Source organism: Flavobacterium sp. N1719, from assembly GCF_025947045.1.
Taxonomy (GTDB): Bacteria; Bacteroidota; Bacteroidia; order Flavobacteriales; family Flavobacteriaceae; genus Flavobacterium; species Flavobacterium stagni.
Genome location: NZ_CP109993.1, coordinates 891,071 through 908,326, shown reverse-complemented (window position 1 = coordinate 908,326; position 17,256 = coordinate 891,071). Strand labels below are relative to the sequence as shown.

Annotated in this window: 11 protein-coding genes; 2 read left to right on the top strand and 9 right to left on the bottom strand. The window is 41.0% G+C overall.

Translation table 11 applies throughout. The annotated features are described in order from the left end of the window. Positions 1-73: 73 nt before the first annotated feature. The 3 genes from OLM45_RS03665 to uvrC form a co-directional block, all read right to left on the bottom strand. Positions 74-1,540, bottom strand: a complete 1,467-nt coding sequence (locus OLM45_RS03665; protein ID WP_129460211.1) for an amino acid permease — start codon at positions 1,538-1,540, stop codon at positions 74-76. 73 nt (positions 1,541-1,613) lie between these two features. Beyond that, positions 1,614-3,857, bottom strand: a complete 2,244-nt coding sequence (locus tag OLM45_RS03660) for a patatin-like phospholipase family protein (protein WP_264512071.1) — start codon at positions 3,855-3,857, stop codon at positions 1,614-1,616. Further along, positions 3,844-5,667, bottom strand: coding sequence for an excinuclease ABC subunit UvrC (gene uvrC / locus OLM45_RS03655; protein WP_264512069.1), 1,824 nt, complete (start codon positions 5,665-5,667; stop codon positions 3,844-3,846). Before uvrC ends, OLM45_RS03660 begins: the two co-directional genes overlap by 14 nt. 270 nt (positions 5,668-5,937) lie before the next feature. Here uvrC and OLM45_RS03650 point away from each other — a divergent pair, with 270 nt between their 5' ends. Both OLM45_RS03650 and OLM45_RS03645 read left to right on the top strand, forming a co-directional pair. Beyond that, the gene (locus OLM45_RS03650; RefSeq protein WP_264512067.1) at positions 5,938-7,173 is read left to right on the top strand and encodes a pyridoxal phosphate-dependent decarboxylase family protein; all 1,236 of its coding nucleotides are present in this window, start codon (positions 5,938-5,940) and stop codon (positions 7,171-7,173) included. Beyond that, the gene (locus OLM45_RS03645) at positions 7,166-7,747 is read left to right on the top strand and encodes a 5-formyltetrahydrofolate cyclo-ligase (protein ID WP_264512065.1); all 582 of its coding nucleotides are present in this window, start codon (positions 7,166-7,168) and stop codon (positions 7,745-7,747) included. Before OLM45_RS03650 ends, OLM45_RS03645 begins: the two co-directional genes overlap by 8 nt. Here the strand turns inward: OLM45_RS03645 and OLM45_RS03640 are convergent. From OLM45_RS03640 to gdhA, 6 genes are all read right to left on the bottom strand, one after another. Further along, positions 7,717-8,388, bottom strand: a complete 672-nt coding sequence (locus OLM45_RS03640; RefSeq protein WP_264512063.1) for a lipoprotein signal peptidase — start codon at positions 8,386-8,388, stop codon at positions 7,717-7,719. The two genes, OLM45_RS03645 and OLM45_RS03640, sit on opposite strands and share 31 nt — an antisense overlap. Positions 8,389-8,502: 114 nt before the next feature. Beyond that, a complete protein-coding gene (locus OLM45_RS03635) occupies positions 8,503-8,883 on the bottom strand; it encodes a TraR/DksA family transcriptional regulator (protein ID WP_129460217.1) in 381 nt (126 codons plus the stop codon). An 8-nt stretch (positions 8,884-8,891) separates the two neighbouring features. Continuing rightward, positions 8,892-12,293 carry an isoleucine--tRNA ligase gene (gene ileS / locus OLM45_RS03630; RefSeq protein WP_264512062.1) on the bottom strand — a complete coding sequence of 1,134 codons (3,402 nt, stop codon included), beginning with the start codon at positions 12,291-12,293 and terminating at the stop codon, positions 8,892-8,894. Positions 12,294-12,509: 216 nt separating this feature from the next. Beyond that, complete coding sequence (gene recO, locus OLM45_RS03625) at positions 12,510-13,223, bottom strand: DNA repair protein RecO (protein WP_264512060.1); 714 nt, start codon at positions 13,221-13,223, stop codon at positions 12,510-12,512. A 3-nt stretch (positions 13,224-13,226) separates the two neighbouring features. Further along, positions 13,227-15,557: a T9SS type A sorting domain-containing protein gene (locus OLM45_RS03620; RefSeq protein ID WP_264512058.1), complete on the bottom strand. Its 2,331-nt coding sequence runs from the start codon at positions 15,555-15,557 to the stop codon at positions 13,227-13,229. 113 nt (positions 15,558-15,670) lie between these two features. Next, positions 15,671-17,014 carry an NADP-specific glutamate dehydrogenase gene (gene gdhA, locus OLM45_RS03615; protein WP_129460221.1) on the bottom strand — a complete coding sequence of 448 codons (1,344 nt, stop codon included), beginning with the start codon at positions 17,012-17,014 and terminating at the stop codon, positions 15,671-15,673. Between the last annotated feature and the right edge of the window lie 242 nt (positions 17,015-17,256).

Here is a 17,256-nt window from a genome sequence, read left to right as displayed (position 1 = left end):
ATCCTTCCAGCCTTTCATATAAACAAATATCGAAAAAAAAATCCAAACTCTTTCGAATTTGGATTTTGAAGTTTTATTCGGGTAAATTGTTCAAATTGGATTTTCGCTTACCGTATACAAAGTACACGATGATTCCTAATGTCCCCCAAACAATGAAGGCTTTCCAAGTATCAATGCGCACAAAATACATTAAGAATAAATTGAACAATACGCCTAATGTTCCTACTAAATAAACCGCTGGCGTTCGGTAGGGACGTTCCAATTCAGGTTTTTTATAACGTAAAATCATAACCGCGATACAAACCATGGCAAAGGCTAATAAGGTTCCCATCGAACACATTTCTGATACTTTATCAATAGGTGTAAAAGCGGCTACTAAAGAGATGATACCACCTACTAGGAACGTACTTTTGTGAGGCGTTTTAAATTTTGGATGTAAAGTTTTAAAGAAACCTGGCAACAATCCGTCTTTAGCCATACCTAAGAAAATACGTGTTTGACCTAACATCATCACCAACATAACGCTGGTTAAACCTGCTGTTGCCGCAAGTGTGATGATAAATACCGCCCAACTGATTCCGTTTTCACTAAATGCAGAAGCCACAGGAGCGGATTTGTCCAACATATCGTATTTCACCATACCCGTTAACACTAACGACACTAAAATGTACAATACCGTACAAATCACAAGTGAAGCTACAATGGCAAACGGTACGTCTTTCTTCGGATTAATTGCTTCACCCGCTTGGGTCGAAACCGCATCAAAGCCAATATAAGCAAAGAACACAATCGTTGCTGCTGTTAACACACCGCCGTAACCGAAACTGATCTTTTCTACGCCATCAATCATTACAGATTTCGCTTCTGGAATAAATGGCTGCCAGTTTTCGGTTTTGATATAAAATGCTCCGACAATAATCACAAATAACACTACAGCGATCTTAATGATTACAATGATATTATTCGTTTTAGCCGCTTCTTTAATCCCTTTTACTAGAATCCATGTTACCACCCAAGTGATTAAAAAGGCGGGAAGGTTAAACGCAAAAGAAGGTGCTTCTTCTCCTAATTTGGCCGCTTTTTCAGTAGCTGTCGCCAAATCGTTACAGAGCCAAAGCGGAAAATCAATACCAAAGAGATGGAGCAACTTGACAAAATACCCACTCCAAGCCACGGCGACTGTGGTGGCACCCATCATGTATTCCAATATGAGGTTCCAACCGATAAACCAGGCGAAAATTTCACCCACTGTTCCATACGCATAGGCATACGCTGAACCTTCTACAGGTAATACCGAAGCAAATTCGGCATAGCACAAGGAAGCAAATAAACAACCGATTCCGGCAATAACAAAGGATAAAGCTAAAGCAGGTCCTGCATAATCATGGGCAGCAATTCCGGTAAGTGTAAAAATTCCACCTCCAATGATCGCCCCAATGCCCAATGAAGTTAGTCCCCACTTGGTCAATACACGGTTCAAATCACTTTTCTTCATATCGGCTTCAAAAGCGGATACGGGTTTTAATCTCCAAATTGACATATATTTCTGTTTTGGTTATGTTATAGTTTCCAAATATAAAGTTTTTACGGAAAAAAATACAACGATTGGCTTGTTAGAACCAAAATCCTACACTAAACCAGAAAAAGCCCTTAGGTTTTTCAGGCGACCACGTGTATTTGGCCTCAATCGGACCCAGTACGGTTTCCAATCCATAACCCACCGCATAGCCCGATAATTTGGGTTTGGAAAACCAATCGCCCGTTTCAAAAAGTTTGTCGGCTAAATTGGCATAATTGGCAGAAAAATTAAGATGGTTTTTCTTGTAAAATTCTACATCTACCGTGGCAACCGATTTGATATAACTATCCGCAGCAGCACCTACAAAGTCATAGCCGTAGAAATGACGGAAGTTATTAATCGTATAAAAACCGTAACCGCCCAATACGAAATCCAAGAAATGGGTATTATTCGACCCCATCGTGATGCCCGCTTCTGAAACTAAGCGTAAATTGAAATACTTATAAAAGGTTCGAGTAATGCCTGCTTCTCCTTTCACAACTGTAAAACGATTGAAATTATTAGTATAATCCGAAGAATACAAATACGAATTGACTTCGCCGTTAAAAAACCACCCTTTTTTAGGGAAATATTTGTTGTCAAACGAATCGTATTTCATATACCCAAAGACGCTCAAATAATCGCTGTTTTCAAAATATTGTTTGGTGTTTTCTAAGGTTTGGGATTTGATTTTAAGCAATTTCCATTCTAAACCACCACCCAACAAAAACTTTTGTGCAAAGATGGTTTGCAAATAGGCTTGATTGGAAAAATCGGAATAATCGACATTCAACGAACTAATCCCTTCTTGACTGAAAAATGACCCATTACTGAAATCGGTCTCAACGTTTCTATTGAATTGATAATACCTCGATTTGAGTCCGAAACTAAAATAAAACCCATTATCAATGTAATAATCCAAATTGTAGCGAAACTTATCCCCCAATCCAAAATCAACCGATAACACATCGTTTCTAAAAATGGTTTTCTTTTGGGTAAAATTCACCACAGCCGCACTTTTATAGAGTCCATCATAATGTAACCCAAAGCGCAAAAAGGTTTTGTTATTGCTTTCGGTCAATTTCATTTCCAATTCATCGCCATCATTAAATTTATTGATTTGGAAAAGGATCGAACTGAAGTTGCCCGTTGCCGTTAATTTATTAATCCCTTTTTTCAAATCGTCGTAACTGATTTTGGTTCCTTGTTTGAAACCCAACTTTCCAATGATGTAGGCTCGGGTATAGTTTTTAATCGAATTAATCGAAATCCGATCAATCTGCAAACTGTCTTTATGAACGGCTATTTCTTGCGCAACATAATCTTTACTGCGAAGTTTTTTGAAATCATTCCAAAAATTACGCGCAGCATCTTCGCCTCGCTTGATAATTTCCGGCCCTTTTTCAAAAGAAATCACATTGTAATCTTTGATATCGGGTTTGATGTAGAAATCGGTCAACTTTTGTTTGGACTTCATACTTTCAATCATTTCCATATTGGAAATCTGAACCAAAATACGCGTCGCCTCTTTTAAATTTTCTTTGGTTTGCAAATCATCTTGCACATCCACCCCAATGATAATATCCGCACCCATCTTGCGCAATTCTTCCACAGGATAATTGTTGGTGACTCCCCCATCAATCAAGAGTTTTCCATCAATAGTTACTGGAGAAAATAAACTCGGAAAGGCCGAACTCGCTAACAACGCCTCGGGAAGATAGCCATTTCTCAACACCACTTGCTCGCCGGTTTCGATATTGGTGGCTACACAGACAAAAGGTATCGGCAGTTGATTAAAATCCCGCACATAGCGGACTTTATGCGTGAGTTTAGTCAATAAATTGTAATTGTATAAGCCCCGCGACAAGGCAATAGGTACCCCAATCGTCAATTTGTCAAACGGCAACGTCAAAGCATACATTTCGTCGTTTCGCTTTTCATAAAAACTCTTGGAATCCCTCGGAATGTAATCACTTAATAATTCGTCAAAATTGGTGTTGGTGAAAATAGAATCGATTTGTTTGGCGCTGTATCCCGTGGCATACAAACTCCCAATCACAGCCCCCATACTGGTTCCACCGATGTAATCGATTTTCACACCCGCTTCTTCCAAAACTTTCAAAACGCCAATGTGGGCAAAACCTTTGGCGCCGCCACCACTCAAAACCAAACCTATTTTGGGTCGTTTAATCGTGTCTTGGGCATGGGAAAAGGAAGTGGTCAACAACAACAATAGCATGAAAATCCCCAAACGGTTGATTGAGAAAAAGAAACTTCGGCGTGTATTAATTGTGTTCAAGTGAGTTGTTGTTCTGAATTGTGGTGTAAAATTCGTAAATTTTTTTGGCTTTCGACGGTCCGATGACGTCAGAAATTTCACTTTCTGAGGCTTCTTTCAATCTTTTAACACTTTTGAAATGCTTAATTAACGTTTGCATCGTTTTTTCACCAATGCCGGGAATGGTTTCCATACTCGTTTGCAACGCCGACTTACTGCGTTTATCTCGATGAAATGTAATCCCAAAACGGTGGGCTTCGTTGCGTAAAAACTGGATAACTTTTAGTGTTTCCGACTTTTTATCCAAATACAACGGCACCGAATCGCCCGGGTAAAACAATTCTTCCAAACGTTTGGCAATTCCGATAATGGCAATTTTACCGCGTAAATCCAAAGCTTCCAAACTTTTTAACGCCGACGACAATTGCCCTTTTCCTCCATCAATAATAATCAATTGGGGCAGTGGCTGATTTTCATCCAACAAGCGCTTGTAGCGTCTATACACCACTTCTTCCATCGTCGCAAAATCATTGGGCCCTTCTACCGTTTTCACATTAAAATGACGGTAATCCTTTTTACTCGGTTTGCCATCTTTAAACACCACACAGGCCGAAACAGGATTCGTACCTTGAATGTTCGAGTTGTCAAAACATTCGATATGTCGCGGCTCAACCGACAAACGCAAATCCTTTTGCATCTGCGCCATAATACGGTTGGTATGCCGCTCGGGATCCACAATTTGGATTTGCTTCAATTGCTCCAAGCGGTGGTACTTGGCATTGCGCTGCGACAACTCCAAAATCTGCTTCTTGTCGCCCAATTGGGGTACCGTCACCTTGATTTTTTCGCCCAAATCCATCTCAAACGGCACAACGATTTCTTTGGAAGTCAAATGAAAACGCTCACGCAATTCGATCACCGCCAATTCCAACAGTTCTTGATCGGTTTCATCCAATTTCTTTTTGAGTTCTAAGGTGTGCGAACGAATAATCGCGCCATGAGCAATCTGCAAAAAGTTGACAAACGCCATACTTTCATCCGAAACAATCGAAAACACATCAATGTTGGAAATTTTCGGATTCAAAACCGTCGATCGCGCTTGGTAATTCTCCAACGCCTCGATTTTCTCTTTCATTTTTTGGGCTTCCTCAAACTGCATTTCGGCAGCATACTCCTGCATTTTCTTCTTAAAATCGCGCAAACTGTCTTTGAAATTTCCTTTTAAAATTTCGCGAATCGCTGCCACTTGCTCCAAATAATGCGCCTCCGACTCCAAACCTTCACACGGCCCTTTGCAATTGCCAATGTGGTATTCCAAACAGACTTTAAACTTGCCGCTCTTGATGTTGGCTGGTTTTAAATCCAACTGGCACGTGCGCAACGGATACAATTCTTTGATCATATCCAAAATGGTATGCACCACTTTAAAATTGGTATACGGCCCAAAATATTCCGAACCGTCTTTGATCATTCTTCGCGTCGAAAATACCCGCGGATAGGGTTCGCGCTTAATACAAATCCACGGATAACTCTTGTCGTCTTTCAACAATACGTTGTACCGCGGTTGTAATTTTTTAATCAAATTGTTCTCCAACAGCAGCGCATCGGCTTCCGTCGCCACCACAATATGCCGAATCTCATGAATCTTGCGCACCAACACATTCGTCTTGGCATTGTCGTGCACTTTATTAAAATACGACGACACCCGTTTCTTCAAATTCTTGGCCTTCCCCACATACAAAATCTTCCCCTCGGCATCAAAATACTGATACACGCCAGGATTGTCGGGCAAGGTTTGCAATTGAAGTTCCAAAGAAGGAGAAAGCGCCATCGAATTCTTTTTTACAAAAATACACAGAAGATGAACGGAAAATGATGCAATTTTAATTTTTATGCAGCAGACGCTGATCGCCCGAATCCAGTACCTTCCGGCTATCCGCTATAGTCCCGATGGAATCGGGAGCTGCCGCTTCTATCCGGGCTGAAATCCAGTGCCTTTTTCAAAACGCGTAATCCGTTGTTGCATTGAACAAGTGTTTTTTCACCTGACTTTTATCATAGTTCGATCCTGACCATTCCGCTACTTTCGCCCAAAAAAAATATGCAGTATTGGACCAAATTACCCGACAGTGATCGCAAAGCCAAAATCCAAAAGGCACTGGCCGCCAACATCAACTTTAGCGAAGACATTACCTTAGGGTTTCCCGCGTCTCATTTGGATTCCAAAGTGTTTTATGACGCACCGTTTCTGAATGATGCGCCGGTTTTACAAACTTTTGTGGCCAATCCCAATCATATCGGTTGCCATACTTTAGGCGACTCAGAACACGTATTCCAAGGTACCCAAGAACTGGAACGCGAAGTGCTGAACGTGTTGGCCGTCGATATTTTTAAAGCCGAACCCCAGCAATTTGACGGCTATATTTCACCTGGCGGCACCGAAGCCAATATTCAAGCACTTTGGATGTACCGCAACTATTTTAAACAGCAATGCGGCGCACTTTCCCATGAAATCGTCATCATTTGTTCCACCGACACCCATTATTCCATTCCAAAAGGTGCCAACCTATTGCAATTGGATTTGCTGCAAATTCCGGTTGATTTTGAAACCCGACAAATCGACGCTACACTGTTAGACATTCAATTACAAAAAGCCCGCGAAAACGGAAAAAAATACGCCATCGTAGTCAGCAATATGGGCACTACGCTTTTTGGAAGCATCGACAATCCCAGTGTGTATGCCGAGGCTTTGGAAAAATGGGGATTCCAATTCAAACTGCATTTGGATGGCGCGTACGGCGGATTTGTTTACCCGTTCAGTCAGCCCGATTCCGAACTCCATTTTGGAAATCCCTTGGTGAGTTCGATCACCGTTGATGCGCACAAAATGTTGCAAGCTCCTTATGGTACGGGTATATTTTTATGCCGCAAAGGACTCATTGAAAATGTATTGACCGAAGATGCCCAATACGTAGAAGGCATGGACTTGACCTTGTGCGGGAGTCGCAGCGGCGCCAATGCCATTGCGGTGTGGATGATTTTATTCACTTACGGTCCGCACCAGTGGTTTGAAAAAATTAGTGTCTTACAAATGCGCACCCGATATCTTTGTCAACAATTAGATGCTTTGGACATCCCGTATTACCGTCATCCCGATATGAATATTGTAACGATGAAAGCAAACGCGATCCCCGAAGAAATTGCCCGTCACTTTCATTTGGTTCCCGATACCCATTTTGGCGAACCACTTTGGTATAAAATCGTCGTGATGGATCACGTAGAAGTTAGTCATTTAACTACCTTTACAGAAGAATTGAAGTTGCACGTACATGCTTAAAAAAGAATTACGAACGGTATACAAAGCCCAACGCAAGGCATTGAACGAAGAAGAAATCGAATTCAAAAGCTTGCAAATTGCCAACCAATTGGTGCGTTTACCCCTTTGGGATTACGTGTACTACCATTTGTTTTTAACGATTGAAAGCCAAAAGGAAATTCAGACCGAGTTTATTTTACAAATCTTATTTGGAAAAGATAAAGAAGTGGTGCTCTCCAAAAGCAATTTTGAAACGGGCTCGCTAACCCATTATTTATTGACCGACAATACCAAACTGCGTAAAAATGCGTACGATATTCCCGAACCGGTAGACGGCATCGAAGTTCCCGAAACCAAACTGGATGTAGTTTTCATTCCGTTATTGGCGTTTGATGAAAAAGGAAATCGGGTGGGTTATGGCAAAGGCTTTTACGATCGGTTTTTGGCCAAATGCCGACCAGAAACGGTAAAAATAGGCTTGTCATTTTTTGAAGCTACATCTGAAATTGCAGATGTTTCCCCTGATGATATTCGTTTGGATTGGTGTGTTACACCCGAAAAAGTTTATTCGTTTTCAGCAGCGGCTTCTTCATGATGCTCATCTTCCCAATGGGTTATGGACACATTGGATTGAACGGGAGGATGGGCAAACGCGCGTTTGTTAAAGACAATTAATATACCGACTCCTGTTGAAATAGCGACATCGGCCACATTGAAAATGGCATTGAAAAAAGTAATTTCTTTTCCGCCCCAAATTGGCACCCAAGAAGGCAACATATAATTTTCAATAAAGGGGAAGTAAAACATATCCACTACTTTACCGTGGAACCACGTTCCGTAGGGATGATCGGAATTAAACGTTGCCAAGTGGCTGATACTATCGTCAAAGAAAACGCCATAAAAAACGGAATCAATAATATTTCCTAAGGCTCCGGCGAAAATCAAACTGATGGCAACAATCAAGAAATTGTTTTTGTTCTTTTTAATGGAATCCCACAACCAATAGGCAATTACGCCCACCGCTCCAATACGGAAAACGGTTAAAATAAGTTTACCATAGGCCCCCGGAATTACGGTTCCCCAAGCCATTCCTTCGTTTTCAATGAAATAAATTTTAAACCAACTCAAGACATCGTGTTTTTCACCGAGTATAAAATTGGTTTTAATATAAATCTTAGAAAATTGGTCAATAACCAATAACAGAAAGATAATTAGCGCGGCATTTCTTAATTTCATAGAGGGTTGCGTGTATTGAAAGTGTTGGTTTGCTGTTTTTTGCGGGGCAAAAGTAAGTCATTTTTTAAGAAAAACGCCCCTAAAAGGAGCGTTTGACTATAAAAAAGTTACAGATTAGCGTTGCATGTTTTTCGCTTCGATACTCATCGTTGCGTGGGGTACGATTTTCAAACGTTCTTTAGAAATCAATTTCCCCGTTACTTTGCAAATACCGTAAGTTTTATTTTCCACACGGAACAAAGCATTTTTTAAGTCGCGAATAAACTTCTCTTGACGAATGGCCAATTGCGAGTTCGCTTCTTTACTCATGGTCTCACTTCCTTCTTCAAACGCTTTAAACGTTGGCGAAGTATCGTCAGTACCGTTATTTAAATCATTCATATACGCACTTTTGATCAATTCAAGATCGGCTTGTGCTTTCTCAATTTTCTTTAAGATAATTTCTTTGAATTCTGCTAAATCAGCATCTGAATATCTCAATTTTTCTTCTACCATAATTATTCCTATTTTGAGATTAATATCTTAGTTTTTATGTCATCGAACTCAATTTCTGTGCCTTTATCCAACGTATCGGTAAAAATCAATGCTTCGGTTAAGGTTTCTGAACATACGTAATTTTCGTTGTTTCGGATGGCCTGTTCCAAAGCTCCGTTGCGTTGTAACTCGACTTTAATTTTATCGGTTACTTCAAACCCGGAGTCCTTACGAATATTTTGGATTCGGTTGACCAATTCGCGGGCGATTCCTTCTTCTTTTAATTCCTCGGTTAAAGTTATGTCTAACGCGACTGTTATTCCGTTTGCGTTAGCCACTAACCACCCAGGGATGTCTTGCGAAGTAATCTCTACGTCTTGGGTTGTTAAAGTTATACTATTTCCTGAAATTTCAATAACCAATTCCCCATTGGCATCGATGGCATTGATTTGTTCTTGACTAAAGTCTTGTATCGCTTTGGAAATCAATCCCATATCTTTACCAAATCGCGGCCCGAGGGTCTTGAAATTAGGTTTTATTTGCTTCACCAACACCCCTGAAGCATCGTCTAATAACGCCACTTCCTTGACGTTTACTTCTGATTTTATCAAGTCGGAAACCGCCTCAATCTCCGCTTTAAAAGTAGCGTCAAGTACTGGAATCATTACTCTTTGCAAGGGTTGACGCACTTTAATCATCTCTTTCTTACGCAGTGATAATACTAAGGAAGAAACGGTTTGTGCCTTTAACATTTTGCGCTCTAGTGATTTATCAACAAATTTTTCAACAAATTCAGGGAAATTTGCTAAGTGAACACTAGTAAATTCGGGGCTTCCCGTCGCATTGACCAAGTCGCGGTACAACTGATCCATGAAGAAGGGTGCCACAGGAGCCGACAATTTTGCCACAGTTACCAAGCAAGTATATAACGTTTGATAGGCTGCAATCTTATCGGTACCGTATTCCCCTTTCCAAAAACGACGACGGCATAAACGTACATACCAGTTACTTAAGTTCTCTTGAACGAAATCAGATATCGCTCGTGCAGCTTTGGTCGGTTCATAATCGGCATACGCTTCATCCACGGTTTGGATTAACGTATGCAATTCAGAAAGAATCCAACGGTCAATCTCAGGACGCTCGTGTAACGGCACTTCGGCTTCCTGGTTGGTAAACCCATCGATATTCGCATACAACGCAAAGAACGAATAGGTATTATATAATGTTCCAAAGAACTTACGGCGCACTTCTGCAACGCCTTCAATGTCAAATTTTAAGTTGTCCCAAGGATTCGCATTGGAAATCATGTACCAACGTGTCGCATCTGGACCGTATTCTTTCAATGTTTCAAACGGATCTACGGCATTGCCCAATCGCTTGGACATTTTTTGACCGTTTTTGTCCAATACCAAGCCGTTGGATACAACATTTTTGTAGGCTATTTTATCAAACACCAAAGTACCAATAGCATGTAAGGTATAAAACCAACCACGGGTTTGGTCCACGCCTTCTGCAATAAAATCGGCAGGGAAGGCTTCGTTATTGTCAATGAACGCTTTATTTTCAAACGGATAATGCCATTGTGCATACGGCATGGCACCCGAATCAAACCATACGTCAATCAAATCGGATTCCCGTTTCATGGCTTTCCCCGAAGGTGCCACCAAAACTATGTTATCTACAATGTTTTTATGCAAGTCCACCAAATCATAGTTGGCTTCGTCCATATTCCCGATTTCAAATCCGCGGTACGGATTCTCGGACATTACCCCAGCAGCCACCGCTTTTTCAATTTCGTTGTACAACTGTTCGACTGAACCGATACAGATTTCTTCGGTTTTGTCTTCCGTACGCCAAATCGGCAACGGAATTCCCCAGTAGCGCGAACGCGACAAGTTCCAGTCGTTGGCATTTTTCAACCAATTCCCAAAACGGCCTTCTCCTGTAGCTTTGGGCTTCCAATTGATGGTATCGTTTAGGTCAAACATACGGTCTTTGACTTCCGTAATTTTGATAAACCACGAATCTAACGGATAGTAAAGAATCGGTTTATCGGTGCGCCAACAGTGGGGATAACTGTGTACGTATTTCTCCACTTTGAAGGCTTTATTTTCTTCTTTTAAACGAATGGCGATTTCCACATCTACCGATTTCTCGGGGGCTTCACCTTCGTTGTAATATTCATTCTTCACATATTTGCCGGACAAGTCACCCAAACCTTGGATAAAACGACCTTGCAAATCCACCAACGGTACAGGATTTCCTGCTTCGTCCAACACCAACATAGGCGGAACTTCAGGTGTAGCTTCTTTCGCTACTTTGGCATCATCTGCACCAAAAGTTGGAGCAGTATGCACGATACCCGTTCCATCTTCCGTGGTCACAAAATCACCCGAGATCACGCGGAAAGCATTTTCTGGCGATTGATACGGTAATACATACGGTAACAATTGTTCGTAGCGAATCCCTACCAAATCAGCGCCTTTTGCTTCTGCAATCACGGCATAAGGAATCTTCTTGTCTTCCGATTTGTAGTTAGTAAAATCGGCTTCACTTTCCGCTGCTGCATATTTTCCACCAAAAACTTTATTTAGCAAGGGTTTTGCCAAAATTACTTGGATGGGTTCGAACGTATATTGGTTAAATGATTTCACCAAAACGTAATCGATTTTGGGTCCAACCGTCAACGCGGTATTCGAAGGCAACGTCCATGGTGTAGTCGTCCACGCCAAGAAATGAATGTCTCCGAAACCTTGTAAGAAAGTCGGCAAGCTATCAGTGACCGCTTTAAATTGTGCTACAATCGTAGTGTCGGTCACATCGCGGTAGGTGCCGGGTTGGTTCACTTCGTGGGAAGACAAACCCGTTCCTGCTTTGGGCGAATACGGTTGGATGGTATAGCCTTTGTACAACAAGTCTTTGTTATAGATTTGTTGCAACAACCACCAAACGGTCTCCATGTATTTGGATTTGTAGGTTACATACGGATCGTTCATATCGACCCAGTAACCCATTTTTTCTGTCAAATCATTCCACACATCGGTGTAGCGCATAACGGTGCGTTTACACGCTTCGTTGTATTCGGTTACGGAAATGGTTTTCCCGATGTCTTCTTTGGTAATACCCAATTCTTTTTCGGTTCCTAATTCAACGGGTAAGCCGTGTGTATCCCAACCCGCTTTCCGTTTTACTTGGTAGCCTTTTTGGGTTTTATAACGACAAAAAATATCTTTAATCGCACGCGCCATCACGTGGTGAATTCCGGGCAAACCGTTGGCTGAAGGTGGCCCTTCAAAAAACACATACGGGGTAGCTCCTTCACGTGACGTTACACTTTGCTCAAAGACATTATTTTCTTTCCAAAATCGAAGCACTTCGTCAGCCACTACAGGCAAGTCAAGTCCTTTGTATTCAGTAAATTTTGTACTCATTTTGTCGTATTCTTAAATCAGTTTGCGAAAGTAATGAAAATTGCTTTACGAGGATACAATTTGGGCGAAAGTGCGCTGACTTTTAGCAATAATTTAAGGAGGGAAAGGAGAAATTGTGAAAAATATATTTTGGGGCTGCTGAGTTACTGAGAATCTGAGCCTCTGAGACTCTGAGTTGCTGAGATTCTTAGCTGATGATATCCATAGACAATGAAACTACGCAAACACTTCACGGAGTACATCCAATGATTTGGGTTTCTTGAAACCGTCGAGGTGGATGGAGTAGAAATCGAGAAGGATTTTTAATAAAATGGAACGTTCAGTGCTGGTGAAGATTTTTCCGGGATTTTCGATGTTTTGCTCCATGAGTTTGCGCCAAAGTACCGTTTCATGTTCGCTCAAACAACTCACCCCTTGAAACGGCACGAATACACCTTCAGTCAATTCAAAAAAGGGGTCGGTGGTATTGTCGCGTTCGGGATAAAATCCGAGGTATTTGGTTACTTCCAGCAATAAAATCAAATGGAAATTGGCAATATCATCATGGGCATCAAGCCAAAGTAAGGCTGATTCGAGCAAATCAAACAGCGGAGCATTTTTCGCCTCTTCGCGAATGCTATGGTGCAACATTTCCGACAGGAAAATCACAATCGTACTTTTGACAACATCCATCGGAATGGATTGGTAAGCGGCGGCGAGTTTGATTTCACGAAAATGTTCGAGAGTCCCTTTGTTCTTGTGCACTGCTTCAATTTCGAGTAAAGTCAAAGGTTGGAAATAGGCAATTTTTTGATTGGATTTTTTACCCGAATAAGCACTTGGCACGAAGTAGGATTTGAGTCCGTCACTTTGGGTAAAGCACTTCACAATCAAGCTTTTCTCTTGATATTTAAGAGCTGATAAGACGATGGCTTTGGTTTTAACGAGCATGATTTATCGAATGATCATCACCTTACGAACTGCAGTTTCAATCCCATCCTCACCCGAGATAAAAATCATGTAGACGCCCGAGGCCACGCGGTATTTCCCAAAAGCGGTGGTATCCCATTCGATTGTTCCTCCGGAAGCGGTAGTTTCATATACTAAATTCCCTTCAATATCCGTAATTTTCACAATGGCTTTGTCGGTGAGTTCGGCAATTTTCACCGTGCCCGTATATTCGGGGCGAACGGGATTGGGGTACACATACACGCCCGCCAAATCATCACTGGGTTTTGTCGCCGTTCCTTTATAGGAAATCAATCCTTTTTCGGTCGCAAAAAAAACTTCGCCGGTGGTGCCGTCAATTTCGATATCGGCTACGTTATTGCTGGGAAGAGGGGAATTTTCTTTGGTAAAATGAAAAATCGTTTCTTGACCATTGGCAGACACCAAATACACCCCAGAATCGGCAATGGAGACCCATTTACGATTGGCACCATCCACACAAATATCCAATATCACTTGTTCGTAAAACAACTCTTGTGCGAGTTCGACCCCATCAATCACCTCATTAATAATAATGGCTTTGGACTGAATATTGTCCGCATTGATAAAGGTATCTGCAGAGGAAATTGTACGGAGTCCTCGTGCGGTACCAATCCAAACTTGATTGCGGTTATCGATAGCTACGCAGCGCACGTCCATGCTGGGGAGATTGCCTTCTGTACCGGTTTTGACCAATAAGCATTTGTTATTGTAATTCTCATTAAAAATTATCAACCCATTTGCTCGATAGGACGGAATCCATTTGGTGTCGTTTTTATCAATTTGAATTTGCCCATAACGTTCAAAAAAAGGCTCGGTTAACACCGTATTTAAATCAAACGATTGCCATTGTCCGCCTGTCTTCAATACTTTAATTCCTTTATCGACATAGGCATTGGTCATCCACAAATTTCCTTTGGAATCGTATTTTAAACCGTTGATGCGGATATCTACATAAGTTGGATCAGGAGGAGAAAGGACTAACGACTCCAAGCCATTAGTACCCGTATTGGTTTGATTGTACAAAACCGTAGGCACCATGTCTTCCAATTTTAATACTCCTGAAAAATAGGAACTGATATAGGTTTCACTGGTATTTTTCGGATTGACGGCTACAGAGGATAAACTTCGGGCATCAAAGATATCGGTAGTCGGGATTTTGGACCATCCTAAGTCCTTTGTAAAATAATTAATGGGAAGTAAATACGGCTGATAGGGCGGTGTCGGACTGTACGGGTTGTACGTAAAATTAAATTTACCGTAGGTCACAAACAATTTATCATCTGTTTTTAGTAATCGAAAAGGTTGGTTGGAATCAGGGCCCGATGGTTTTAATACTTGCAAGTTGATCGAACTCATTCCAGTCTCTAACAATCCAACTTCATTGGTTGCAATGTACAATTGATCACTAGCCACAATAGCGGCATTAAAAGTGACCGGCTCTACGGTATATTGTGATGTATTTACAAGGGTTTCTAAAGTATTTCCTGCATTTAAAACCACCACTTTTTGAGCGGTTGTAATTACGGTGTAGTTATCCACGACGCGAAAATCGACCGCGGTTTGACCCAAAGTATACACAGGATTAAATCCAGCACCGTTGGAAGTATAAATGATATTGTTGGTATTGCAAAGCATTAATTGATTTTGTTTGGCTTGAATTCCGAGCCAGTTCCCACTGTCAAAGACTTGCCACTGGTTGAAATCAATCAAAAACGGATTGGTAACTGCGGCACTTTTGATTCCGTTGGAATCGGTTGCAGCATAAATAAATCCATTGTAAACCGTGGTTTGGTAGACTTTCACTTGTGCACCTCCGTTGCCGATATAATAGGTATCTCCAAATTCCATTTGATCCAAATCAAAAACGGAAATTCCATAATCACAGGCGATATACACTTTGCCGTCATATTCGTTAAAATGATTGATTTTTTTTACCGAAGCTGGCACAGGAACTTCGGTAAGAATCCCGTTTTTGTAGGCTACTTTTCCGTCTTTATCAACTACTAAAAGTAAGCCATTATCATTTCCAACTAAAAGCACTTGATACGCTTCACTATAATGAATAGTAGTAATGTTATCAGCTTTGAGTCCGTTAATGGTAGTAATGGTTTCTAAAAATCCGTCGGTTGGTTTTTGAAAGAAAACTGCATTTTCAGAAGCGGCATACACTGTGCTGCTTTTGCGGGTAACGTCTTTTAAGGAATTGAAAGAGAAATAGCCTTGCCACAGCCGATTGGTTTGGGCATGTGTCATTTGCAAACAAAGGACGAAGCAAAAAAGGACTATTTTTTTCATGTAACGAACTACCACGTTTAGGTAACGCAATATTACGTAAAATCATATGGACGGCATAAAAAAACCTTCTCTCGGAGGGAGAGAAGGTTGGATTTATTTGAAAAGAAGTGCGATTATACGACTCCTTGACCTAACATAGCATCGGCTACTTTAACGAAACCTGCGATGTTTGCACCACGAACGTAGTCTACATATCCGGTTTCATCTTTACCGTATTTCACACAAGCTTCGTGAATATCACTCATGATTTTGTGTAAACGTTGGTCTACTTCTTCGCGTGTCCAGCTTAAACGCAATGAGTTTTGCGACATCTCTAATCCTGATGTAGCTACACCTCCCGCGTTAGAAGCTTTTCCAGGCGCGAATAAGATTTTAGCTTCCAAGAAGGCTTCAACTGCTTCTGGAGTTGAAGGCATGTTTGCTCCTTCTGCTACACAGATACAACCATTAGCAATCAATTGTTTAGCTTCATCCCCGTTTAACTCATTTTGAGTGGCACAAGGTAAAGCAATATCACATTTCACTTCCCATGGACGTTTACCTGCTACGAAAGTTGCGTTTGGATATTTCGCTACGTACTCGTTGATCCGACCGTAACGAACATTTTTAATTTCCATGATGAACGCTAATTTCTCAGCATCGATACCGTCAGCATCGTAGATATATCCTGATGAATCTGAAGCGGTAACTACTTTTCCTCCTAATTGTGTTGCTTTTTCAATGGCATATTGCGCTACGTTTCCAGAACCAGAAACGACAACTGTTTTACCTGTAAAGCTTTCGCCACGTGTAGCCAACATATTTTGGGCAAAGTATACATCCCCGTATCCCGTAGCTTCCGGACGGATTAATGAACCTCCGAAAGTGATTCCTTTTCCAGTTAATACTCCAGTGAATTCGTTGCGTAATTTTTTGTATTGACCAAACATATATCCTACTTCACGACCTCCTACTCCGATATCACCCGCAGGAACGTCTGTATCGGCACCGATGTGGCGAGAAAGTTCTGTCATAAATGCCTGACAAAAACGCATAATTTCGTTATCAGACTTTCCTTTTGGATCAAAATCAGAACCACCTTTACCTCCACCCATTGGAAGTGTTGTCAAACTGTTTTTGAATACTTGTTCGAAGGCTAAGAATTTAAGGATACTTAAGTTTACTGAAGGGTGGAAACGAATCCCTCCTTTGTAAGGTCCGATAGCGGAGTTCATTTGGATACGGTAACCACGGTTTACTTGTGTATTCCCTTGGTCGTCAATCCAACACACGCGGAACATAATCACACGCTCTGGCTCAACCATACGCTCTAAAAGCATCTTGTTTTGGTATTTTGCATTTTGTTCAATGAAAGGAATTACGGTCTCCGCTACTTCCTTTACTGCCTGCATGAACTCAGGCTCATTCGCATTTCTTTTGGCAACTTCGGCTAAGAAATTGTTGATTGCTTGTGACATAATATTTTAGTTTGTTAAAGAAAACGTTTTCGTTTTTATTCCGACAAATATACATTTTATTAAAATATGGGGGTTGTTTTTTTTAAATCCTCATAATTTTTATGAGAACGCTAAGAAATTCGAAAGAACATTGACTTTTTACAGTCCTTTTAAAACATTTTATGCTTTTTTTCGTATATAAAGAAGTATTTTTTTATTTTGTTTTACAAGTGAATGATGTTTTTATATATTTGTCGGGAATT